A 20,715-nucleotide genomic window follows, 5' to 3' on the forward strand; every position below is an offset into this window, starting at 1 on the left:
GCCCCCTGTTGATACCGCTGCATGGCGGTGTCTTGAGTTGTTCGGCGAGGCGCGAATGCATCGGGCCTGCCACTAAAAACAGGATCATTGGAAAAATGGCCACATACGAAATCCTGATTGCCGATGACCACCCGCTCTTTCGCAGCGCGTTGCATCAGGCAGTGACCCTGGGCCTTGGCCCGGCTGTCCGATTGACGGAGGTGGCCAGCATCGCGGAACTGGAAACCCGATTGGCTGAAAAGGCCGACTGGGACCTGGTGCTGCTGGATCTGAACATGCCCGGTGCGTATGGGTTTTCTGGCCTGGTGCTGTTGCGTGGGCAATACCCGCAGATTCCGGTGGTGATGGTCTCGGCCCAGGAAGAGGCCTCGGTGATGGTCAAGGCCCGCGAGTTCGGCGCCAGCGGGTTCATTCCCAAATCCAGCTCCATGGAAATGATTCAAAGAGCGGTGAAGGCCGTCCTCGATGGCGATGTATCCTGGCCGCCCCAGGCGTTCGAAGCGGTGAGTGTTTCCGCGGAAGCCAAGGCCGCCAGCGAAGGGCTGGCCAGCCTCACGCCGCAGCAATTCCGGGTGCTGACCATGGTCTGCGAAGGCCTGCTGAACAAGCAGATTGCCTATGAGCTGAATGTGTCCGAGGCGACTATCAAGGCCCACGTTACGGCGATCTTTCGTAAACTCAACGTGCGCACCCGAACGCAGGCGGCCTTGTTGCTGCAACAACTCGAGTCAATTTCGCCGCAGTCGTAGTGTCTGAATTCACGCTTTTTTGACTGCGGTTCCATTAGCTTCTCCATTCCTTTCGATCAGTGCCTACCTTATGTCACCTTTTAAAGGCCAAACCGGCCTGAAACGCATCCTCAATGCCTCCGGCTATTCCCTGGACGGCCTGCGTGCGGCGTTCGTTGGCGAAGCCGCTTTCCGTCAATTGGTGCTGCTCAATGTCATCCTGATTCCGCTGTCGTTCTTCCTTAACGTCAGCCGCGTCGAGCAGGCCTTGCTGATTGCGGTGTGCCTGCTGGCTCTGATCGTGGAGTTGCTGAACTCGGCGGTAGAAGCGGCCATCGACCGCATTTCCCTGGAGCTGCACCCACTGTCGAAAAACGCCAAGGACATGGGCAGCGCCGCCCAGTTGGTCGCCCTGACGATGATTGCCCTGGTGTGGGGCCTGATACTGCTCTGAGTTTCAGGCGATGGCGGGCAGGACGATCTCGTCGCTACGCTGCACCCCGGCGGTGAACGCCCGGCACAGATCAAGAAACTCACGCATGGCCGACGTCTGGTATTTCTGTTTGTGCCAGATGAAATAAAATTGCCGCGCCAGATCCATGTCCGGGGTTTCCACGGCCACCAGGCTGCCGCGGCGAAAAGCGTCACGCAGGGCCAGGCGCGAGATACAGCCTATCCCCAGGCCGGACTCCACGGCGCGCTTGATCGCTTCGGTGTGTTCCAGCTCCAGGCGGATATTCAACGCGCTACGGTGGTGACGCATGGCCTGGTCGAAGGTCAGGCGAGTGCCGGAACCCTGTTCACGCAGGATCCAGGCTTCGCGGGTCAACTCCTCCATAGTCGCCTGGCCGCGTTTGGCCAACGGATGCTGGGGCGCGCAGAACACCACCAATTCATCCTCGACCCAGCTCTGCACCTCGATGTCCGGGTGGCTGCAGTCGCCTTCGATCAGACCCAGATCAATTTCATAGTGAGCAACCTGGTGCACGATGTTGGCAGTGTTTTGCACATGCAGCTTCACCTGGCTTTCCGGATGGCGCTGCATGAAGCCGCCGATCAACAGGGTCGCCAGGTAATTGCCAATGGTCAGGGTGGCGCCGACCGCCAGTGAACCGAAGCCGGACTTGCCGTTGAGCAGGTCTTCGATCTCCTTGGCCTGGTCCAGCAACGCCACCGCTTGGGGTAGCAGTTGCTTGCCGAGGGCGTTGAGGCTCAGGCGTTTGCCGGCGCGGTCGAAGAGTTGGCAGCTGGACTGGCGCTCCAATTCGGTGATGGAAGTGCTGGCGGCCGACTGCGACAGGTTGAGCAGGCCCGCAGCACGGGACACGCTTTCCTGCTGGGCGACGGCGACGAAGACTTGAAGTTGACGTAGAGTAAATCGCATATCGATATAACCGATAACCCTTATCTTAATAATCCATTTAACAGATATTGTCGCCGCCATTAGAATGCGATGCAATTGCGCAGATTATCGGCGCAGGCATCATTTCCAGGAGTCCCCCGTACATGAGCAACATGAACCACGAGCGTGTCCTCAGTGTTCATCACTGGAACGACACTCTGTTCAGCTTCAAGTGCACCCGCGATCCGGGCCTGCGCTTTGAGAACGGTCAGTTCGTGATGATCGGCCTGCAGCAGCCCAACGGCCGCCCGCTTATGCGCGCTTACTCAATTGCCAGCCCGAATTGGGAAGAGCATCTCGAGTTTTTCAGCATCAAGGTTCCCGACGGTCCGCTGACTTCCCAGCTGCAGCACCTGAAGGAAGGCGACGAGATCATCATCAGCAAGAAGCCTACCGGCACGCTGGTGCTCGACGACCTAAAGCCTGGCAAGCATCTGTATCTGCTCAGCACCGGCACCGGGCTGGCGCCATTCATGAGCGTGATCCAGGATCCGGAAACCTACGAGCGTTTCGAGAAAGTGATCCTGTGCCACGGCGTGCGTTACGTCAATGAAGTCGCGTACCGCGAATTCATTACCGAGCATCTGCCACAGAACGAATTCTTCGGCGAGGCGCTCCGCGAAAAGCTGATCTACTACCCGACCGTGACCCGCGAGCCCTTCGAGAACGAAGGCCGCCTGACCGACCTGATGCGCAGCGGCAAGCTGTTCCGCGACATCGGCCTGCCACCGATCAACCCGCAGGACGACCGCGCCATGTTGTGCGGCAGCCCAAGCATGCTCGACGAGACCAGCGAAGTGCTCAACAGCTTCGGCCTGACCGTTTCGCCGCGTATGCGTGAGCCGGGTGATTACCTGATCGAGCGGGCGTTTGTAGAAAAGTAAGTTGAATTTGTGGTGGCTGATAGATCGCCATCGTCGGATCGCCGCCCGGAGCAAGCTCGCTCCCACAGGGTTTTGTGTTGAATCAAATCTCTGGAACAACACAAATCAACTGTGGGAGCGAGCTTGCTCGCGATAGCAGCGACTCGGTCCTACTGACAGATCACGAAAAAAGCCCGCGCCGCCTGATCCAGGCGGCGCGGGCTTTTTCGTTTCCGGCGATTATTCCTGCGCCGGGATCACTTCCAGTACCCGAATCAATCCCGGCTGCGGATAATGCCAGCGCACATCCAGGTCCCAGAACTGCGCGCCGTATTCCCGTTCGGCTGCGGGGACCTGATACGCCGGACGTGGATCCTGGGCCAGGCATTGTTCGATCAACTCCACCAACGGCTCTTCGAGGCGCAGGGCATGCTCGCGGGCTTGAAGCAGGGCTGAGTCCGCCCATTGCACCGGAATCAATGCAGGCGCTGCGCTGGCGATGCTGTTCGTCGCCGAGCCGATGATGTCGGCGTAGGGCACGTAGGGCTTGATGTCCAGCACTGGCGTCGCGTCCAGCAGGTCGATGCCCGAAATCCACAGCCGGCCCGCTTCGACCCGTTCCAGCTTCACCACTGACTGACCGATGCCGTTGGGGCGATGGGTGGCGCGGGTGGCGAATACGCCCATGGACTTGTTGCCGCCCAGTCGGGGCGGACGCACCTTCAATCGTGGTTTTTCCTCCAGGGCCTGGTGGAACAGGAACAGCAGCCAGACATGACTGACCTGCTCCAGGCCCTGCACCGCTTCGCCCTGGTCGAACGGCGCCACCAGCTCCAGCACGCCACGCGCGGCCGGGGCCAGGTGTGGCTGGCGCGGAATGGCGAACTTCTCCTTGAAGCAGGAGCGGACGAAGCCGATGGGGGAAACGTTGTAGGTCATGGGTTGGAATCGGAGCGAGGTTGAAAAGACATCATAACGCGAGGGGCCAGGTTGGCACTGTTCTCTGTGGCGAGGGAGCTTGCTCCCGCTGGGCTGCGAAGCAGCCCCCCTGGTTTGTCTGACACACTGCAAGGGGACGCTGCGCGTCCAGCGGGAGCAAGCTCCCTCGCCACAAAGGCCCAGGAGGTCTGGAAAGTCAGCCGCGTACGCGCAGCGTCAGGCCCTTGAGGAAGTTGCGCAGCAACTGGTCGCCGCATGGGCGATAGTTGGTGTGGCCGAATTTGCGGAACAGCGCGCTCAACTCCGGCTTTGACACCGGGAATTCGGCGGCCTTGAGAATGGCGTGCATGTCGTCTTCCTTCAGCTCGAACGCCACGCGCAGTTTCTTCAGGATGATGTTGTTGGTCACCGGCACTTCGATCGGCTGCGGCGGACGGCTTTCGTCCTTGCCGCGCTTGAAGATCACCAGGCCATCGAGAAAATGCGCCATGACCAGGTCCGGGCAGAACACGAAGCCTTCTTCCTCGTCTTTCTTGAGGTAGCCAGTCAGGTCTTCCAGGGAAACGTCCAGGCCGCCCAGCTTGATAATCTCGATGACTTTTTTGTCGCTGATGTCGAGCATGTAGCGCACGCTGCGCAGTACGTCGTTGTGAATCATAAATGCAGTCCTGATCAATCGGCAGTGGGCGCCCCAGATCGGTGTGGCGCCAGTAGAGTCGTATCTAGAATTTTTCTTTGGCGGATAGATAGCGCCATTGGCCCAACGGCACCTTGCCAATGGACACGCCGCCGATGCGGATGCGGCGGATAGCGACGACCTTCAGGCCGACCGCCTGGCAAAACAATGCAATGACGCCCGGTTGCGGGTTCTTCATGGCGAAGCGCAGGCGGTTTTCGTTCTGCCAGCTGGCCTTGACCGCAGGCAACTCCTTGCCTTTGTAGGTCAGGCCGTGGTTCAGGCGATTAAGACCGTGGGCGACCATTTCACCCTCGACTTCGACCACGTATTCCTGCTCGATCTTGGCCGCGTCGGCGGTGAGCTTGCGCAGGATCTTCCAGTCCTGGGTGAACACCAGCAGGCCGCTGGCATTGGCCTGCAAGTCGGCGCTGGCGGTAAGGCGCAGGAAATGGCCCTTGAGCGGGCGCTTGCCGAAGCGATGTTCGTCGCTCAGGGTCTCCGGTCCGAGGGTTGCCATGGCGGTGTCGACGTCCATGCCCGCCGGGACGTTGAGCAGGATCGTCACCGGCTCCGGCGCAGTGGCCTTGGCTTGCGGGTCGAGTTCGACCTTCTGGCCGGTGACCTTGAACTGCGGCTCGTCGACCACTTCGCCGTCCACGGTGACCCAGCCGCCCTCAATGAACAGCTCAGCCTCCCGACGGGAGCAGCCGACGAGTTCGATGAGGCGTTTGGAGAGACGAATCGGGTCAGTCATGACGGGGCCGTAACAAAAAGAGGGTGGGCATTGTACCTGTCTGGCGCCGGTTAATCGCGGGTCCATTTGCCTCAGGCAGCTTTTAGCCGCGTCCGGCCTTCAGGTCGGGTTGCTTGTAGCGCATGTGCAGCAACGGGTAGGGCTGGTTCATGCCATCCCGTGCGGAACGCCCGACCACTTCAAAGCCTTGCTTGAGATAAAAGCCCAGGGCTTGCGGGTTCTGTTCGTTGACGTCCAGCTCGTTGGCGTTCAGGTGCTCCATGGCATAGCGCAGCAGTTGTTTGCCCAGGCCTTGGCCCCGGTGTTGCGGGTCGATGAACAGCATTTCGATCTTGCCGGCCGCCACACCGGCAAACCCGGTGATGCGTTGACGGTGGTCGCGAGTACAGATCAGCATCACCGCGTCCAGGTAACGGGTGAGTACCAGGTTCTTCAGCAGCTCGATGTAGCTGTCCGGCAGGAAGTCATGGGTAGCGCGTACCGACGCTTCCCAGACCCGGGTCAATTCCTCGTAATCGCTCGGTTTCGGTGTGTGGATGACCGAATGCTGACGCATGTCCGCCTGTTCCTTATGGTGGAAATGTTATGTCTGCATACGATAGCCGTAAAAAAGCCCCGCATCTTGTTACAGAGCAGGGCTTCATGATTTTTTAAGTCCAGGGCAGCCGGAAAAATATGCCCATTCCCGTGGCGAGGGAGCTTGCTCCCGCTGGGCCGCGAAGCGGCCCCAAAAACTGTCGCATGCGGAGCGTCAGTCACACCGCACCCGCCGGTTTACGACTGCTTCGCAGCCGAGCGGGAGCAAGCTCCCTCGCCACGGGTACAGCATTTTCCCTGAGTGAACCGCATTACCCCTTGAGTCCAGGCCTGGATCAACCGATCTGCTCAGCCCACAAATCATACTCATCGGCATCGGTGACTTTGCACCAGACCTTGTCGCCCGGCTTGAGGTTGCTGCCGTTGTCGATGAAGACGTTGCCGTCGATTTCCGGGGCGTCGAAGAAGCAGCGGCCGACGGCGCCTTGCTCGTCGACTTCGTCCACGAGCACTTCGATTTCACGGCCGATGCGCATTTGCAGGCGGGCCGAGCTGATCGCCTGCTGGTGCGCCATGAAGCGTTCCCAACGCTCCTGCTTGACGTCGTCCGGGACCACGTCCAGGTCCAGGTCGTTGGCCGGTGCGCCTTCGACCGGCGAGTACTGGAAGCAACCGACGCGGTCGAGCTGGGCTTCGGTCAGCCAATTCAGCAGGTATTGGAAGTCTTCCTCGGTTTCGCCGGGGAAGCCGACGATGAAGGTCGAGCGGATGATCAGGTCCGGGCAGATTTCGCGCCAGTTCTTGATACGTGCCAGGGTCTTGTCTTCAAAGGCCGGGCGCTTCATCGCCTTGAGCACTTTCGGGCTGGCGTGCTGGAACGGGATGTCGAGGTACGGCAGGATCTTGCCGGCGGCCATCAGCGGGATCAGCTCGTCGACATGCGGATACGGGTAGACGTAATGCAGGCGGACCCAGACGCCGAGGCTGCTGAGGGCTTCGCACAGCTCGGTCATGCGGGTTTTCACCGGCGCGCCGTTCCAGAAACCGGTGCGGTATTTCACGTCGACACCATAGGCACTGGTGTCCTGGGAAATCACCAGCAGCTCCTTGACGCCAGACTTGACCAGGCGCTGGGCCTCGTCGAGTACATCGCCGACCGGACGGCTCACCAGTTTTCCGCGCATCGACGGGATGATGCAGAAGCTGCAACTGTGGTTGCAGCCTTCGGAAATCTTCAGGTAGGCGTAGTGACGCGGGGTCAGCTTGATGCCTTGCGGCGGCACCAGGTCGATCAGCGGGTTGTGGTCCTGGCGCGGCGGCACGACTTCGTGCACGGCGTTGACCACTTGCTCGTACTGCTGCGGACCGGTCACCGACAACACGCTCGGGTGCACGTTGCGGATGTTGCCTTCTTCCACGCCCATGCAGCCGGTCACGATGACCTTGCCGTTTTCCTTGATGGCTTCGCCGATGACTTCGAGGGATTCGGCCTTGGCGGAGTCGATGAAGCCGCAGGTGTTGACCACTACCACGTCGGCGTCCTGGTAGGTGGACACCACGTCATAACCTTCCATGCGCAGTTGGGTCAGGATGCGCTCGGAGTCGACCAGAGCCTTCGGGCAACCCAGGGATACGAAGCCAACCTTCGGGTTGGCTGGCGCGGGAGTGGTGGACATGTCTAACCTCGGTATAAGGGGGATCGTCTCGTGCGAGACAGGGCGCCTGACGCGCCTCTGATCAAAAAGTGCGCAATTCTATCCATGGCGGGCGCACTTGACCAGCTTTATGCAGGGAAAAACGACGAGTGCTGCGCTATGCTTCGCGCCTTTGCCTTCTGGCGATTGCTACAGTCAACAAAACGTCTGTAACAAAGCGTAAAACAGCGCATGCTGCGGCACAAAGCGTAAGGCTTCTTTTAAAAGAAGACAGGTCTGGGAATCAGGAGTGTTGGATGGGTCATGCAAGTAGTCAGGCGGCGACTGCCGAGCATTCGGCAACCAAGCCGCTGAGCATGCTGGTCGCGGCGGTCGGAGTGGTATATGGCGACATCGGCACAAGCCCCCTGTATACCCTGAAGGAAGTGTTTTCCGGCGGCTATGGCGTGCCGGTCAACCATGACGGGGTGCTGGGGATTCTGTCGCTGATTTTCTGGTCGCTGATCTGGGTCGTGTCGATCAAATACATGATGTTCGTCCTGCGCGCCGACAACCAGGGCGAGGGCGGGATCATGGCCCTGACCGCCCTGGCGCGGCGGGCGGCGGCCGGCAGGGCGCGGTTGCGCACGTTGCTGGTGATCTGCGGCCTGATCGGTGCGGCGCTGTTCTATGGCGATAGCATGATCACCCCGGCGATCTCGGTACTGTCGGCGGTGGAAGGCCTCGGCCTGGCATTTGAAGGCATCGATCACTGGGTAGTGCCGCTTTCGGTGGTGGTGCTGGTCGCGTTGTTCCTGATCCAGCGTCACGGCACCGCGCGGATCGGCATCCTGTTCGGCCCGATCATGGTGACCTGGTTCCTCGTGCTCGGCGCTCTTGGCGTGTATGGCATCAGCCAGCATCCGGAAGTATTAAACGCAGTGAACCCGGCCTGGGCCGTGCGTTTTTTTGTCGTCCACCCGGGCATGGGCGTGGCGATCCTTGGCGCGGTGGTGCTGGCGCTGACCGGGGCTGAAGCGCTGTATGCCGACATGGGGCATTTCGGTCGCAAGCCGATCGCTCGCGCCTGGTTTATCCTCGTGCTGCCGGGCCTTATGCTCAACTATTTCGGCCAGGGCGCCTTGCTGCTCGGCGACCCTGAAGCGGCGCGCAACCCGTTCTATCTGCTGGCGCCGAGCTGGGCATTACTGCCATTGGTGGGCCTGTCGACCCTGGCGACGGTGATCGCTTCGCAAGCGGTGATTTCCGGCGCGTTCTCGCTGACGCGCCAGGCAATCCAGCTCGGCTACATCCCGCGCATGTACATCCAGCACACCTCCAGTGCCGAACAGGGCCAGATCTACATCGGTGCGGTGAATTGGTCGTTGATGGTCGGCGTGGTGCTGCTGGTGCTGGGCTTCGAGTCGTCCGGAGCGCTGGCTTCAGCCTACGGCGTGGCGGTGACCGGTACGATGTTGATGACCACGATCCTGGTCTCTGCCGTGATCCTGTTGTTGTGGAAATGGCCGCCATTGCTAGCGGTGCCGGTGCTGTTCGGTTTCCTGTTGGTAGATGGGCTGTACTTCGCCGCCAACGTGCCGAAGATCATCCAGGGCGGCGCGTTCCCGGTCATTGCCGGTATCGCCTTGTTCGTGCTGATGACCACCTGGAAGCGCGGCAAACAACTGCTGGTGGAGCGCCTGGACGAAGGTGCGTTGCCGTTGCCGGTTTTCATCAGCAGCATCCGCGTGCAACCTCCTCATCGTGTGCAGGGCACCGCGGTGTTCCTGACCGCGCGCTCGGATGCGGTGCCCCACGCGCTGTTGCATAACCTGTTGCACAACCAGGTGCTGCACGAGCAAGTGGTGTTGTTGACCGTGGTCTACGAGGACATTCCCCGCGTACCGCCGCAGCGGCGTTTCGAGGTCGATGCCTACGGCGACGGATTCTTCCGGGTCATCCTGCACTTCGGCTTCACCGACGAACCGGACGTGCCCCAGGCGCTCAAGCTCTGCCATCTGGATGAACTGGATTTCAGCCCGATGCGCACGACGTACTTCCTCAGCCGCGAGACCGTCATCGCCTCCAAGCTCGAAGGCATGGCCCGCTGGCGCGAGTCGCTGTTCGCCTTCATGCTGAAGAACGCCAACGGCAACCTGCGCTTCTTCAATCTGCCGTTGAACCGAGTGATCGAGCTGGGTACGCAGGTGGAGATGTAGGCCCAAAGCCCGATAGCAAGGCGGGCTCCCTGCTCCTTGCCCCTTGTGGGAGCGAGCTTGCTCGCGATGGCTCAGGGACATCCAACATCAAGGTATGCTGACCGGACGCTATCGCGAGCAAGCTCGCTCCCACAGGGAGATACCAAGCGGGCAACAAAAAGCCCCTGCACCGTGAGGTGGCAGGGGCTTTTTGTCAGCTGTGTATCAGCTCACTGCGCGGCAGGTGTGGTCTGCCGCTTGTTGATCTCATCGATCAACCGCTTGGCCAGGGCCGGGTAGTTTTCATCGAAGTGATGGCCGCCGGGCAGCTTTATGGCTTCGCCTACGGCGGTCTTGTCGGTGCAGCCACTTTCGTTGGCTTCTTCCGCGCCATAGATGCAAACCACTTTTTCCGCCGGCAGCTTGGCCATTTCCGGGCCGGTGGCGGCTTCGGTGCCGGCGTTGCCGAGCCAGCCCTCGACTTCGATTTCGAAGCTGCCGGTGCGGGCAAAGGCGAGCAGGATAATCGCATCGACCCGTTGCTGTTCTGTCGCCGGCAGGCGGTTGTAGATTGCCGGCAGGACATCGGCGCCGAAGGAATAGCCGGTCAGGATGAAGCGTTTGGTGCCCCAGATCTGGCGATAGTGTTGCATCAGCTCGGTCAGGTCGGTCGCGCTCTGTTCGGGGCTCTTGTGCTGCCAGTAATAGCGCAGGGTGTCGATGCCGACCACCGGGTAACCGACCTTGGCCATTTCATCGGCCACGTCGCGGTCCAGGTCACGCCAGCCACCGTCGCCGGAGAGAAACAGCGTCACGGTGTCCCGGGCCTGGCTGGCGGGGACTTCCACCACCGGGATGCTCAGGCCGCCCTTGCCCTTGTCGGCGCCCACCAGGATCTTGCGCAGCTCGTTGTTGAGTACCTGCGCCAGGTTGATGTCGTAGTCGCTGATGCTGGTTTCGGCATTCTTCTGGTCGCGCACGAAAGCGGCGCTGGTATCGTCGGGGTTATCGTTCCAGGCCACCAGCCAGCGACCATGGGCGGCGCTTTTGGGCAGCAGGTGGGTGCAGCCGGGTTTTTCCAGGGCCAGGTCGACCGAGACGGCCTGGGCCTTGTCGTCCTTCTGTTCAGCCAGCCAGCGCCAGGCCAGCACCGCGCCGGGACCGATGCCGCTGACCAGCGTGGCCGGGCCGTGCAGCTGCCGCAGGCCGGCTTGCAAGGCGCGCCCTTGAAGCATGCAGTCCTTGGGCAGGATCACCTGGACGATCTGCGCCGAGCCGCTGCGGCTGAGGGTCGTCAATTGGGTGTCGCTGAGCTTCTGGTCCTCGTTGACCGCCACCAGCACCTGGGCGCGTGCCTTGGTGCCGGGGATGACTCGGGTCATCGGCACGCCATCGGCCGGCTCCAGTTGTTCCAGGGTCGGTTGCGGGGCCGGGCGGTTCCAGTACCAGTAGCCGCCACCGAGAATCACCGCCAGCACCAGCAGGGCGGCCACTACGTATCGCCAGGAGCGTTGCATCATCAGCGTTTCACCAATCCAGTCAGGCCGCCCGCAATCAGGGCGGCGGTATCGGCCAGCGCCACCAGCGGATCGAGTCCGGCGGGCACGGCCATGTAACGAGGTTCCCAGTCAGGCTGGAATTTGTCTTTGAAGCGGCGCAGGCCCTGGAAATTGTAGAGCTGCTCGCCACGGCGAAACACCATCGAACCCAGGCGCTGGGTCAATGGAGCGCCGCGACGCGGTTGCAGGCCCGAGAGCGGGACCATGCCGAGGCTGAAGCGGGCGTAGTCATGGTTTTTGTAATGCTGGATGAGGCCGACCATCATGAACTCCATGGTCAGCTTCGGGGCTTCGGGATGAGCACGCATCAGGTCAAGGCTGGCCAGCTCATGGCTATGGGTTTCCAGCAGGTTGGCGAACGCCACCGGACGCCCCTCGAAACGAATCACCGCGATGCGGAAGTGCTTGAGGTAATCATGGCTGAATCGCCCCAGGGAGAAACCTTTCTCGCGTACATTCTTGCCGGTCAGCCAGGCATCGGAAATAACCTTGAGTTCGTCCATCGGCGCCTGGCCCGGTTCATGGATCTCCAGTGACAGGCCGTCACGGGTGCCGCGGTTCCAGGTGTAGCGCAGGTCCTTCATCTCCTTGCCCTTGGCTTCGAGATCAAAACGCTTGAGATCGACCCGCGCTTCTTCGCCCAGCTTGATCGCGGTCAGGCCGATGTCCATGTAATAGGGCAGGTTCTCCGCGCGCACCTGATAGAACACTGGCCTGGCGTGGTAGATGTCGCACAGGTCACGAAACTGCCAGATCATTTCCGCCCGTTGCTGGGTCGGCCCGATCGGGTCGTACAACGCGACCAGGCTGCGGCCACGGCGGGCATACATCAGGAAGGCTTCATCGTTGGGATGAAACAGCAGCGCCTTGTCGCCGGTCAGGGCCAGGCCGCCGTCGGGTTGCGAAGACGCCATGAGAATCGTCCTGGCGCGCTCCAGTTCTTCAGCCGTAGGCAGATGAATCACCGGCCGAGCGGTGCGCAGCAGCCAGGTCAGGGACACCACCACCAGCAGCACCGCGGCACCCAGCAGCGAGCGCAGGCCACGCGGCGCGTCGGCGTCCAGGGTGAACTGCCACCACAGTTGATGGCTATAGGGCACATCCTGATAGGCAAACAGCAGCAGCCAGATCGACGCACCCAGCACGCACAGGCTGGCAATCAGGAACAACGGCGAGAACGGCAGCTCGGTCAGGCGACTTGGACGGTAAAAGGAACGCCGGAAGACCGCCAGCAGGGCTGCGGTCAGCGTCAGCAGGGTGGCCTCTTCCCAGTCGAAACCCTTGAGCAGCGAGAGCAGGGCGCCCACCAGCAACAGGACAGTGGTCAGCATCCAGGCTGCGGACAAGCGGCGGCGCAGGCCCTGGGCGAGCAACAGGCACAACACGCCCACCAGGCTGGCGCCAAAGTGCGAGGCGTCCACCAGGCGATGCGGGATCAGGAAACCGATGTGCTCCAGGCGCGTGTCGATCTCCGGCGTCACGCCGGAAAACAGCAGCACCACGCCAGACAGGAACACCAGCACCGCAAGGATCGGTGCCGCGAAACCGGACGCCGCCCGCAGGGTCTGGCGGGTCTGGAACAGCCGTTGCGCCTCATTGATCAACAACAATACGCACGCCACCAGCATCGGCAACAGCACGTAGATCAGGCGATACAGCAGCAGGGCGGCCGCCAGCGGCGCAGCCCCGAGTTTGTCGGCGAACGCGGCCAGCAGGATCGCTTCGAACACCCCGACGCCGCCCGGCACATGACTGAGGACGCCGGCGGCCAGCGCCAGCAGGTAAACCAGCAGGAAGGGGCCGAACGGTGGCGCCTCCGGCAGCAACAGATAGAGCACCGTTGCAGCGGCGGCGACATCCAGCGCGGTGATGATCAGTTGCAGGAATGTCAGGCGGCGGCCCGGCAGACGCAGCGTGCGGCGACCGGCCTTGACCAGCAGGGCATCCCGATAGGGTTGTTCCGGCAGGCGACGGCGATAGATGCCGATGGCCAGTGCACTGGTCAGCAGCAGCACGGCGACGGCGATCACCCCCAGCAAAGTGGCGGGAAGGTGCAGGGCGGCAGAGGCGGCAGGCAGATTGCTCAACGTCGCCAGGGCCGCCAGTGGCGGCAGCGCGCAACCCAGTGACAGGCTGGCGAACAATGTCATGTGGGCGACATCCGCCGCCCCCAGGCCGTGGCGGGCATACAGGCGGTAGCGAACCGAACCGCCCGACAGCAGCGACAGGCCGATCGCATTGCCGATGGCAAACGCGCTGAAGCCGCCGAGAATCAGGGTTTGGGTGGGCAGCTTCACGCCGGCGTAGCGAGTGGCGGACCATTCATAGCCCAGCAGAGTGATGAAGCCGGCCACGGTGGCGGCTATCGCACCGAGCAGCGCCGGCCTCGGCACCTCGAGGATCGAGTCGTGAAGGGCGTAGAGGTCGAGTTCGCTCAGGAGGTGACGGCAGGCGATCAAGGCAATCGCAAACAGCAGCAGCGTGACGGCGAGGCCGATCGGTTGCCGGTACTGGCTGATCCGGTCCAGCCAGCGCAATCGCTCGGCCTTGATCGGTTGTGTCGCATTGACAGTGTCTTGTGGGTCAGACGAGTGGGCGCGCATCAATCACCTCTTGAGCTATGCGCGACAGGATGGGGGTATCCAGCCAAGTTACCAATCCCTGCGGCGGAAAATAATTACAAAATATTTGTAATGGGGCTTTTTCGGCACACACAAAAAAGGCCACTCTTTCGAGCAGCCTTTCTTGATATTTGGTTGCGGGAGCCGGATTTGAACCGACGACCTTCGGGTTATGAGCCCGACGAGCTACCAGACTGCTCCATCCCGCGTCTGTGTGGCGGCATTCTACAGGCGAACGCCGGACTGTCAACCGTTAATGGGGCGACGGATGAAATAAACGGCCGGTTCACCTAAATGCGGGAAAACAAACGGAAATCGTCCTACAACTTCCACGTTTTGCGATGGCCGTAGCGACATGGAATCCACCGGCAGGGGAAAACAGGCGCGCACAAAAAAGGCCACTCTTTCGAGTAGCCTTTTCTGATGTTTGGTTGCGGGAGCCGGATTTGAACCGACGACCTTCGGGTTATGAGCCCGACGAGCTACCAGACTGCTCCATCCCGCGTCTGTGTGGCGGCATTCTACAGCGAATCGCCTGACTGTCAACCCCTTTGCTGGAAAAAACTGTTCAGCTTCAATCGGTTAGCCTGCGCCAAGGCAATGTGACAGCGCTGTGACGCAGGCCTGGCAAGGCCTAGCGCTCTATTGAGCGGTTCGCTGCGATTGAAGAAACACATTCATGTAGGCATTTTCCAGATCTGTCGAAGGATCTTTCAAACTACTGGTGCTATGTACAGGTTCGAGTGAGATACTGGCGCTCCGATCCATCGCATGTACCGCTGCTTATATGACGCAACGCAAAATCATCCACGTCGACTGCGACTGCTTCTACGCCGCGATCGAAATGCGCGATGATCCGCGGCTGGCCGGCATACCCCTGGCGGTCGGTGGCTCGGCGGACCGGCGTGGGGTCATCGCGACCTGCAATTACGAGGCGCGGGCCTACGGTGTGCGCTCAGCCATGTCTTCCGGCCACGCGCTGAAGCTCTGCCCCGACCTGACCATCGTCAAGCCGCGGATGGACGCCTATCGGGAGGCCTCCAGGGAAATTCAGACGATTTTCAGCGATTACACCGACCTGATCGAACCGCTGTCGCTGGACGAGGCTTATCTGGACGTCTCCGCCAGTCCGCATTTCGGCGGCAGTGCCACGCGCATCGCCCAGGATATTCGCCGGCGTGTTTCCAACCAGTTGCACATCACCGTTTCCGCAGGCGTGGCGCCGAACAAGTTTCTCGCCAAGATCGCCAGTGACTGGAAAAAGCCCAACGGCCTGTTCGTCATCACTCCTGACCAAGTGGAAGATTTCGTCTCGGCGCTGCCGGTGAGCAAGCTGCACGGCGTCGGCAAGGTCACCGCCGACAAGTTGAACAGGCTCGGGATTATTGACTGCCAGCACTTGCGCGAGTGGGACAAGTTGGCACTGGTGCGTGAATTCGGCAGTTTCGGCGAGCGACTCTGGAGTCTCGCCCGTGGAATTGACGAGCGCCTGGTGCACAACGACAGCCGGCGGCAATCCATCAGCGTGGAAAACACCTACGACGTCGATTTGCCTGATCTGCAGAGCTGCCTCGACAAACTGCCCGAACTGATGGAAACCCTGGGCGGGCGCATGGCGCGGATCGACAGCAGCTATCGGCCGGGCAAGCCGTTCGTCAAGGTGAAATTCCATGATTTCACCCAGACCACCCTTGAGCAGGCCGGGGCAGGGCGGGACCTGGGCAGTTACCAGCTACTGTTGACCCAGGCGTTCAACCGCGGCGGCAAGCCGGTGCGATTGTTAGGGATAGGGGTGAGGTTGGAGGATTTGCGGGGCGGGTTTGAGCAGTTGGAGTTGTTTGAGCGGTGACGCCGCTGGCCTCGGAAAATACATGACACCCAGTGGTGAGGGAGCAAGTCCCTCACCACTGGGTGCACTCCAGAGTCAGCTCGCGCCTGGGTCCGCCACCAACCGCCCGCCATCCTTGGTCAGGGCCTTGATGAATTCGGCTTGCAGTTCCGGATCGTTGCGGGTCAGTTCGATCAGGCTCTGCTCGAGTTCGCTGGCCTCTTCTTCAAGCCCCAGTTCCGAGAGACGCTTGACCCGATGAACCCACTGGCTCACTTCGTCGTCTTCCAGGTCGTCGTAGATCAAGGCGTGGGCTTCGACCAGTTTGCTGCGCAACGTACTGCTGACGCTCAGGGATGAGTCGGTGTGCACCTCGTCCTGGGCGTCCGTCACACTGATCTGCAGTTTGCCGAACTGGCTCAGGTCATGCTCGGCGAACGGGCTTTCCAGCAGGTTCAAGCGCAACACGCCGTTACGGTCGGTGCTCAGCTCGAATGTCTGCCGGGCGGCTTTCACCTGTACCGGACGCTCGCTCCAGGGCAGGCTCGAATGCTCCGTGCGTTTGTCGCGCTGGACTTCATCGATACCCGCCAGGTTCTGCTGGGCACGGCCATTGGAAGGCACGTTCATGAACGGATTGAGTCCGGCAAAACCGTAGCTGATCCAGTCGCGGGTCGCACTGTCCGGCAAGCTGCCGAGGGCGAACACATTGACCACGTTCGCGCCGACGCCGGCCACTACCGCCACCGCGCCCAGCGGGATCTCGTAGACCTCCCGCCAAGGCTGGTACGGCGTGTAGCGATCGTAATGGCGAGTGACCTCGAACTCGGTGACCTCGAAGGTCTTCTGCTCGTTGATCCGCACCCGACGCTGCGGCAGGTCGAGCACCTTGGGTTCGCCCACATCGATCTGCAGGCTATGGTCGAGCAATTTGCGCTCGATCCGTTCTTCGTGCTCGTTGCGTTGCGACATCTGGTTGGCGCAGCCGCTGACCAGCAGGGCGCCGCACAGTGCGGCGCCCCCGAGGCCTAAGGTGTTTCGCTTGAACATGACGTCTCTATCTGGTCTCAGCGGCGGATACGGGCCTGAAGGAAGGACAGCACGTCGGCGACCGGCAGCGCTTGCGCCTCGGCCTCGGTACGGCTCTTGTATTCCAGGTTGCCATCGGCCAGGCCACGGTCACTGACGACGATCCGGTGCGGGATGCCGATCAGCTCCATGTCCGCGAACTTGATGCCGGGGCTGGTTTTCTTGTCGCGGTCGTCCAACAGTACTTCGAAGCCGGCGGCCGTCAGTTCGGCGTAGAGCTTGTCGGTCGCTTCGCGAACCTGTTCGGTTTCGTAGCGCAGCGGCACGAGGGCAACCTGGAACGGCGCCAGCGTGTCGCTCCAGATGATGCCGTTCTCGTCGTTGTTCTGCTCGATGGCCGCAGCCACCACGCGGGACACGCCGATGCCGTAGCAGCCCATCTGCAGCGTGACGGGCTTACCGTTCTCGCCGAGCACTTCGCACTTCATCGCCTTGCTGTACTTGTCGCCCAGCTGGAAGATATGCCCGACTTCGATGCCGCGCTTGATTTCCAGCGTGCCTTTGCCGTCCGGGCTCGGGTCGCCGGCCACGACGTTGCGCAGATCGGCGACGGTTGGGACCGGCAGGTCGCGTTCCCAGTTCACGCCGAAATAGTGCTTGTCATCGATGTTGGCACCGATGGCGAAGTCGCTCATCATTTCCACCGAGCGGTCGATGATGATCGGCAACGGCAGGTTCAACGGGCCGAGGGAGCCGGCACCGGCACCAATGGCATCGCGCAGCTCGGCATCGGTGGCCATGACCAGCGGGCTGGCGACGCCAGGCTGGTTGGCGGCCTTGATTTCGTTCAGCTCGTGGTCGCCACGGATGATCAGGGCAATCAGCTTGCCTTCTTCTTCCGCGCGCACGATCAGGGTCTTGATGGTGCGTTCGATGGGCAGGTTGTAGCCTTCCACCAATTGGGCAATGGTCTTGGCGTTCGGCGTGTCTACCAGACGCAATTCTTCGGCCGGTGCGGCGCGGGAGGTTTCCCGTGGCACGGCTTCGGCTTTCTCGATGTTCGCGGCGTAGTCGGAGCCGTTGCTGAAGACGATGTCGTCTTCGCCGGACTCGGCCAGTACGTGGAATTCGTGGGAGCCGGCACCGCCGATGGAGCCGTTGTCGGCTTCAACCGGGCGGAACTTCAGGCCCAGGCGGGTGAACACGTTGCAGTACGCCTGGTGCATGCGGTCGTAAGTGACTTGCAGCGAGGCCAGGTCGGCGTGGAACGAATAAGAATCCTTCATGATGAATTCGCGACCGCGCATCAGGCCGAAGCGTGGACGGATCTCGTCACGGAACTTGGTCTGGATCTGATACAGGTTGATTGGCAGTTGCTTGTAGCTGCTCAACTCGTTGCGCATCAGGTCGGTGATCACTTCTTCGTGAGTCGGGCCCGCGCAGAAATCGCGACCATGGCGGTCCTTGATGCGCAGCAGCTCCGGGCCGTATTCCTCCCAGCGCCCCGACTCCTGCCACAGCTCGGCCGGCTGGGTGCTCGGCATCAACACTTCCAGAGAACCGGCGGCGTCCATTTCTTCGCGGACGATGGCTTCGACCTTGCGCATCACTCGCAGGCCCATCGGCAGCCAGGTGTACAGGCCGGAGGCGAGCTTGCGGATCATGCCTGCGCGCAGCATCAGCTGGTGGCTGATCACGACGGCGTCGGAAGGCGTTTCTTTCTGTGTGGCGAGCAAAAATTGACTGGTGCGCATGGTTGGCCGTTGTCGGTTGCTGATGACGAGAAGTGACGCAGCATTGTACGGGCGAGATGCCCTGGCGTACAGGCGCGTGGCCGGTCGCCGGATTCAGGCGCCGCTTTCGTCGGCACCTGTTGAGATTTCCTACAACTCTTGAGCGGGCCGGGTCGGCGGCGATTCCGACTCTGGCGCCGATTCAGGTGTCGAGCCCTCTCGGCGATTCTCCTGATACCAGTGCAAGGCGATCAGCAGCAAGGTCGGAACGCCGAGCAACGCGGTGATCAGGAAGAAATCGTGATAGCCGAATTTTTCCACCATGACCCCTGAGTACCCGCCGATCAGGCGCGGCAACAAGAGCATGATCGAGCTGAGCAGGGCGTATTGGGTCGCGGAGAATTTCAGGTTGGTCAGGCTCGACAGATAGGCGACGAACGCCGAGGTGGCCAGGCCGGAGCTGAAGTTGTCGAGGGAGATCGTGACGATCAGCATCTTCAGGTTGGCGCCCATGTCCGTGAGCATCAGGAACAGGATGTTGGTGGCGGCCGACGACACGCCGCCGATGAACAGGATCGGCAGGATGCCGAAACGCACGATCAGCAGGCCGCCCATGCCGGCGCCCACCAGGGTCATGATTAGCCCGAAGATCTTGCTGACGCTGGCGATCTGGTCCTTGGTGAAACCCTGGTCGATATAAAAAACGTTGGCCATGACGCCCATGACCGTGTCGGACATCCGATAGGTCGCGATCAGGCCGAGCAGCAGCAGGGCCTGCCAGCGGTAGCGCAGGATGAAATCGTTGACCGGCGTCAGCACTGGCGCCAGGCCGCGACGCCCCATGGACGACAGGCACAGGGCGGTCAGGATGATATAGAGGATGGCGCGCAGGAAGGCGCGGTCCTGGAGCAGCAGGTCGAGCAGGCTGACGCCTTCGAACAGCACGCTGGCAAAGTCGGTGTTGTAGAGCTGGGTGAACATCGCCGGGACCGATACCAGCAGCACGATCAATACGAATACCGAGGCCAACTGGTGGACGAAGGTATAGCGCCCGGCTTGCAATTGAGTACGCAACGGTACTGGCGGCTCGCGCATGAACAGCGAGGTCAGCAGCGCCGGGACCATCAGTACGCCAAACAGCAGGTACGTACCGGCCCAGGCCGAATGCTTGTAGCTGAACCCGGTGGAGCCGAACCCTTCGGCGAAAAACAGCGCGCCGGCGGTCGCCAGCAACGCGGCGACGCGGTAGCCGGACATATAACTGGCAGCCAGGGCGGCCTGGCGGGTGTCGTCGGCGATTTCCAGTCGGTAGGCATCGACGGCGATGTCCTGGGTGGCCGAGGCGAAGGCCACGATGACGGCAATCGCGATCAGCCAGGACAAATGTTTTTGTGGGTCACAGAAGCCCATGCCGACCAGGCCGAGGATCACCAGGGCCTGGGAGAGCACCAGCCACGAGCGTCGACGTCCCAGTTTGCCGAGCAATGGCAGGCGCCATTGGTCGAGAAGGGGCGACCAGACCCATTTGAAGGCATAGGCCAGGCCGATCAGGCTTGCGTAACCAATGGTTTCGCGGGCCACGCCGGCCTCGCGCAACCAGACCGACAGCGTGGAAAACACCAGCATGTAAGGCAGGCCGGCGGCGAAGCCAAGCAGCAACAGCACGAGCGTCGAAGGACTGGCATAGGCGGCAAGGGCGGCGCGCCAGGTTTTACGGGGCATGGGCTGGAGTCTGCCTCAAAAATTGCGAAAACAAAGCGCGCACTCTAACCGCTGTGCTCTACCGGGCGCCAGCCATGACGCTGAATATCAACACGATTATTCAGGACACTGATCCCTTCCATGCGCAGGCGAGCGCGCTGTTCGTCCCCCGAGGCGCTGCCCGCCGGCAGGCTGATCCGACCACCGGCACCGAGGACTCGATGCCACGGCAGCTTCGTGTCGTTCGGCAGCTGGCTGAGCGTTCGTCCGACCCAGCGCGCGGCGCGGCCCAGACCCGCCATTTCGGCGAGCTGACCATAGGTGACGACCTGGCCGGCCGGCACTTGGGCCAGGGTCAGGTAAAGCGTGGTGCGGCGGATCTGGGCGGCGTTCTCGGGGGCCGCTGGGGTGTCGGTCACGTAGAGGATTCCTGGAAATGTCCGTCTGTAGATTAGTGCCCACAGGGCCAATTGATAAATGAACTCATCATCCTTATGCAGGTCAGTCGTT

The 20,715-nt window shown here is 61.5% G+C and carries 17 protein-coding genes and 2 tRNA genes; 5 read left to right on the plus strand and 14 right to left on the minus strand.

Annotated features, from left to right (window positions below; genetic code table 11):
* The first annotated feature begins 95 nt into the window (after positions 1-95).
* Entirely contained in the window at positions 96-749 is a 654-nt protein-coding gene (gene erdR / locus J3P94_RS06695) for a response regulator transcription factor ErdR (RefSeq protein WP_434572193.1), read from the plus strand.
* 70 nt (positions 750-819) lie between these two features.
* Entirely contained in the window at positions 820-1,182 is a 363-nt protein-coding gene (locus J3P94_RS06700) for a diacylglycerol kinase (RefSeq protein ID WP_305499171.1), read from the plus strand.
* A gap of 3 nt (positions 1,183-1,185) precedes the next feature.
* On the opposite strand, the gene J3P94_RS06705 is transcribed toward J3P94_RS06700, so the two are convergent.
* On the minus strand, positions 1,186-2,112 hold the full coding sequence (locus tag J3P94_RS06705; RefSeq protein WP_181289263.1) for a LysR family transcriptional regulator: 927 nt from the start codon (positions 2,110-2,112) through the stop codon (positions 1,186-1,188).
* Between the two features lie 122 nt (positions 2,113-2,234).
* Here J3P94_RS06705 and fpr point away from each other — a divergent pair, with 122 nt between their 5' ends.
* Positions 2,235-3,014, plus strand: a complete 780-nt coding sequence (gene fpr / locus J3P94_RS06710) for a ferredoxin-NADP reductase (protein WP_003198368.1) — start codon at positions 2,235-2,237, stop codon at positions 3,012-3,014.
* Positions 3,015-3,233: 219 nt separating this feature from the next.
* Here the strand turns inward: fpr and tsaA are convergent, their stop codons facing one another.
* From tsaA to rimO, 5 genes are all read right to left on the minus strand, one after another.
* Positions 3,234-3,932 (minus strand): tRNA (N6-threonylcarbamoyladenosine(37)-N6)-methyltransferase TrmO, encoded by a 699-nt coding sequence (tsaA, locus tag J3P94_RS06715; protein ID WP_434572196.1) that lies wholly within the window; start codon positions 3,930-3,932, stop codon positions 3,234-3,236.
* A 196-nt stretch (positions 3,933-4,128) separates the two neighbouring features.
* Entirely contained in the window at positions 4,129-4,590 is a 462-nt protein-coding gene (locus J3P94_RS06720) for a DUF1456 family protein (protein ID WP_305499176.1), read from the minus strand.
* Positions 4,591-4,654: 64 nt separating this feature from the next.
* On the minus strand, positions 4,655-5,365 hold the full coding sequence (locus J3P94_RS06725) for an rRNA pseudouridine synthase (protein ID WP_434572198.1): 711 nt from the start codon (positions 5,363-5,365) through the stop codon (positions 4,655-4,657).
* Between the two features lie 82 nt (positions 5,366-5,447).
* Complete coding sequence (locus tag J3P94_RS06730; RefSeq protein WP_434572200.1) at positions 5,448-5,921, minus strand: GNAT family N-acetyltransferase; 474 nt, start codon at positions 5,919-5,921, stop codon at positions 5,448-5,450.
* Between the two features lie 316 nt (positions 5,922-6,237).
* Positions 6,238-7,578 carry a 30S ribosomal protein S12 methylthiotransferase RimO gene (gene rimO / locus J3P94_RS06735; RefSeq protein ID WP_434572201.1) on the minus strand — a complete coding sequence of 447 codons (1,341 nt, stop codon included), beginning with the start codon at positions 7,576-7,578 and terminating at the stop codon, positions 6,238-6,240.
* Positions 7,579-7,913: 335 nt separating this feature from the next.
* Between rimO and J3P94_RS06740 the strand changes: the two genes are divergently transcribed.
* A complete protein-coding gene (locus J3P94_RS06740) occupies positions 7,914-9,755 on the plus strand; it encodes a potassium transporter Kup (RefSeq protein ID WP_434574108.1) in 1,842 nt (613 codons plus the stop codon).
* Positions 9,756-9,964: 209 nt separating this feature from the next.
* Here the strand turns inward: J3P94_RS06740 and J3P94_RS06745 are convergent, their stop codons facing one another.
* From J3P94_RS06745 to J3P94_RS06760, 4 genes are all read right to left on the minus strand, one after another.
* Positions 9,965-11,254, minus strand: a complete 1,290-nt coding sequence (locus tag J3P94_RS06745; RefSeq protein WP_434572203.1) for a virulence factor family protein — start codon at positions 11,252-11,254, stop codon at positions 9,965-9,967.
* On the minus strand, positions 11,254-13,896 hold the full coding sequence (mprF, locus tag J3P94_RS06750; RefSeq protein ID WP_434572204.1) for a bifunctional lysylphosphatidylglycerol flippase/synthetase MprF: 2,643 nt from the start codon (positions 13,894-13,896) through the stop codon (positions 11,254-11,256). Before mprF ends, J3P94_RS06745 begins: the two co-directional genes overlap by 1 nt.
* Positions 13,897-14,046: 150 nt before the next feature.
* Positions 14,047-14,123 (minus strand) — tRNA-Met (locus J3P94_RS06755).
* A 219-nt stretch (positions 14,124-14,342) separates the two neighbouring features.
* Positions 14,343-14,419 (minus strand) — tRNA-Met (locus tag J3P94_RS06760).
* A gap of 282 nt (positions 14,420-14,701) precedes the next feature.
* On the opposite strand from J3P94_RS06760, the gene dinB reads away from it, so the two are divergent.
* Positions 14,702-15,763 (plus strand): DNA polymerase IV, encoded by a 1,062-nt coding sequence (dinB, locus tag J3P94_RS06765; RefSeq protein WP_434572205.1) that lies wholly within the window; start codon positions 14,702-14,704, stop codon positions 15,761-15,763.
* Between the two features lie 75 nt (positions 15,764-15,838).
* On the opposite strand, the gene J3P94_RS06770 is transcribed toward dinB, so the two are convergent.
* From J3P94_RS06770 to J3P94_RS06785, 4 genes are all read right to left on the minus strand, one after another.
* Positions 15,839-16,792 (minus strand): hypothetical protein, encoded by a 954-nt coding sequence (locus J3P94_RS06770; protein ID WP_434572207.1) that lies wholly within the window; start codon positions 16,790-16,792, stop codon positions 15,839-15,841.
* A gap of 17 nt (positions 16,793-16,809) precedes the next feature.
* Complete coding sequence (locus tag J3P94_RS06775) at positions 16,810-18,525, minus strand: proline--tRNA ligase (protein WP_305499189.1); 1,716 nt, start codon at positions 18,523-18,525, stop codon at positions 16,810-16,812.
* A 129-nt stretch (positions 18,526-18,654) separates the two neighbouring features.
* Positions 18,655-20,226, minus strand: a complete 1,572-nt coding sequence (locus J3P94_RS06780; RefSeq protein WP_434572208.1) for an AmpG family muropeptide MFS transporter — start codon at positions 20,224-20,226, stop codon at positions 18,655-18,657.
* A gap of 44 nt (positions 20,227-20,270) precedes the next feature.
* A complete protein-coding gene (locus J3P94_RS06785; RefSeq protein ID WP_434574110.1) occupies positions 20,271-20,633 on the minus strand; it encodes an MGMT family protein in 363 nt (120 codons plus the stop codon).
* Positions 20,634-20,715 lie beyond the last annotated feature (82 nt).

The sequence above is a fragment of the Pseudomonas sp. Z3-8 genome, from assembly GCF_051131975.1.
Lineage (GTDB): Bacteria > Pseudomonadota > Gammaproteobacteria > Pseudomonadales > Pseudomonadaceae > Aquipseudomonas.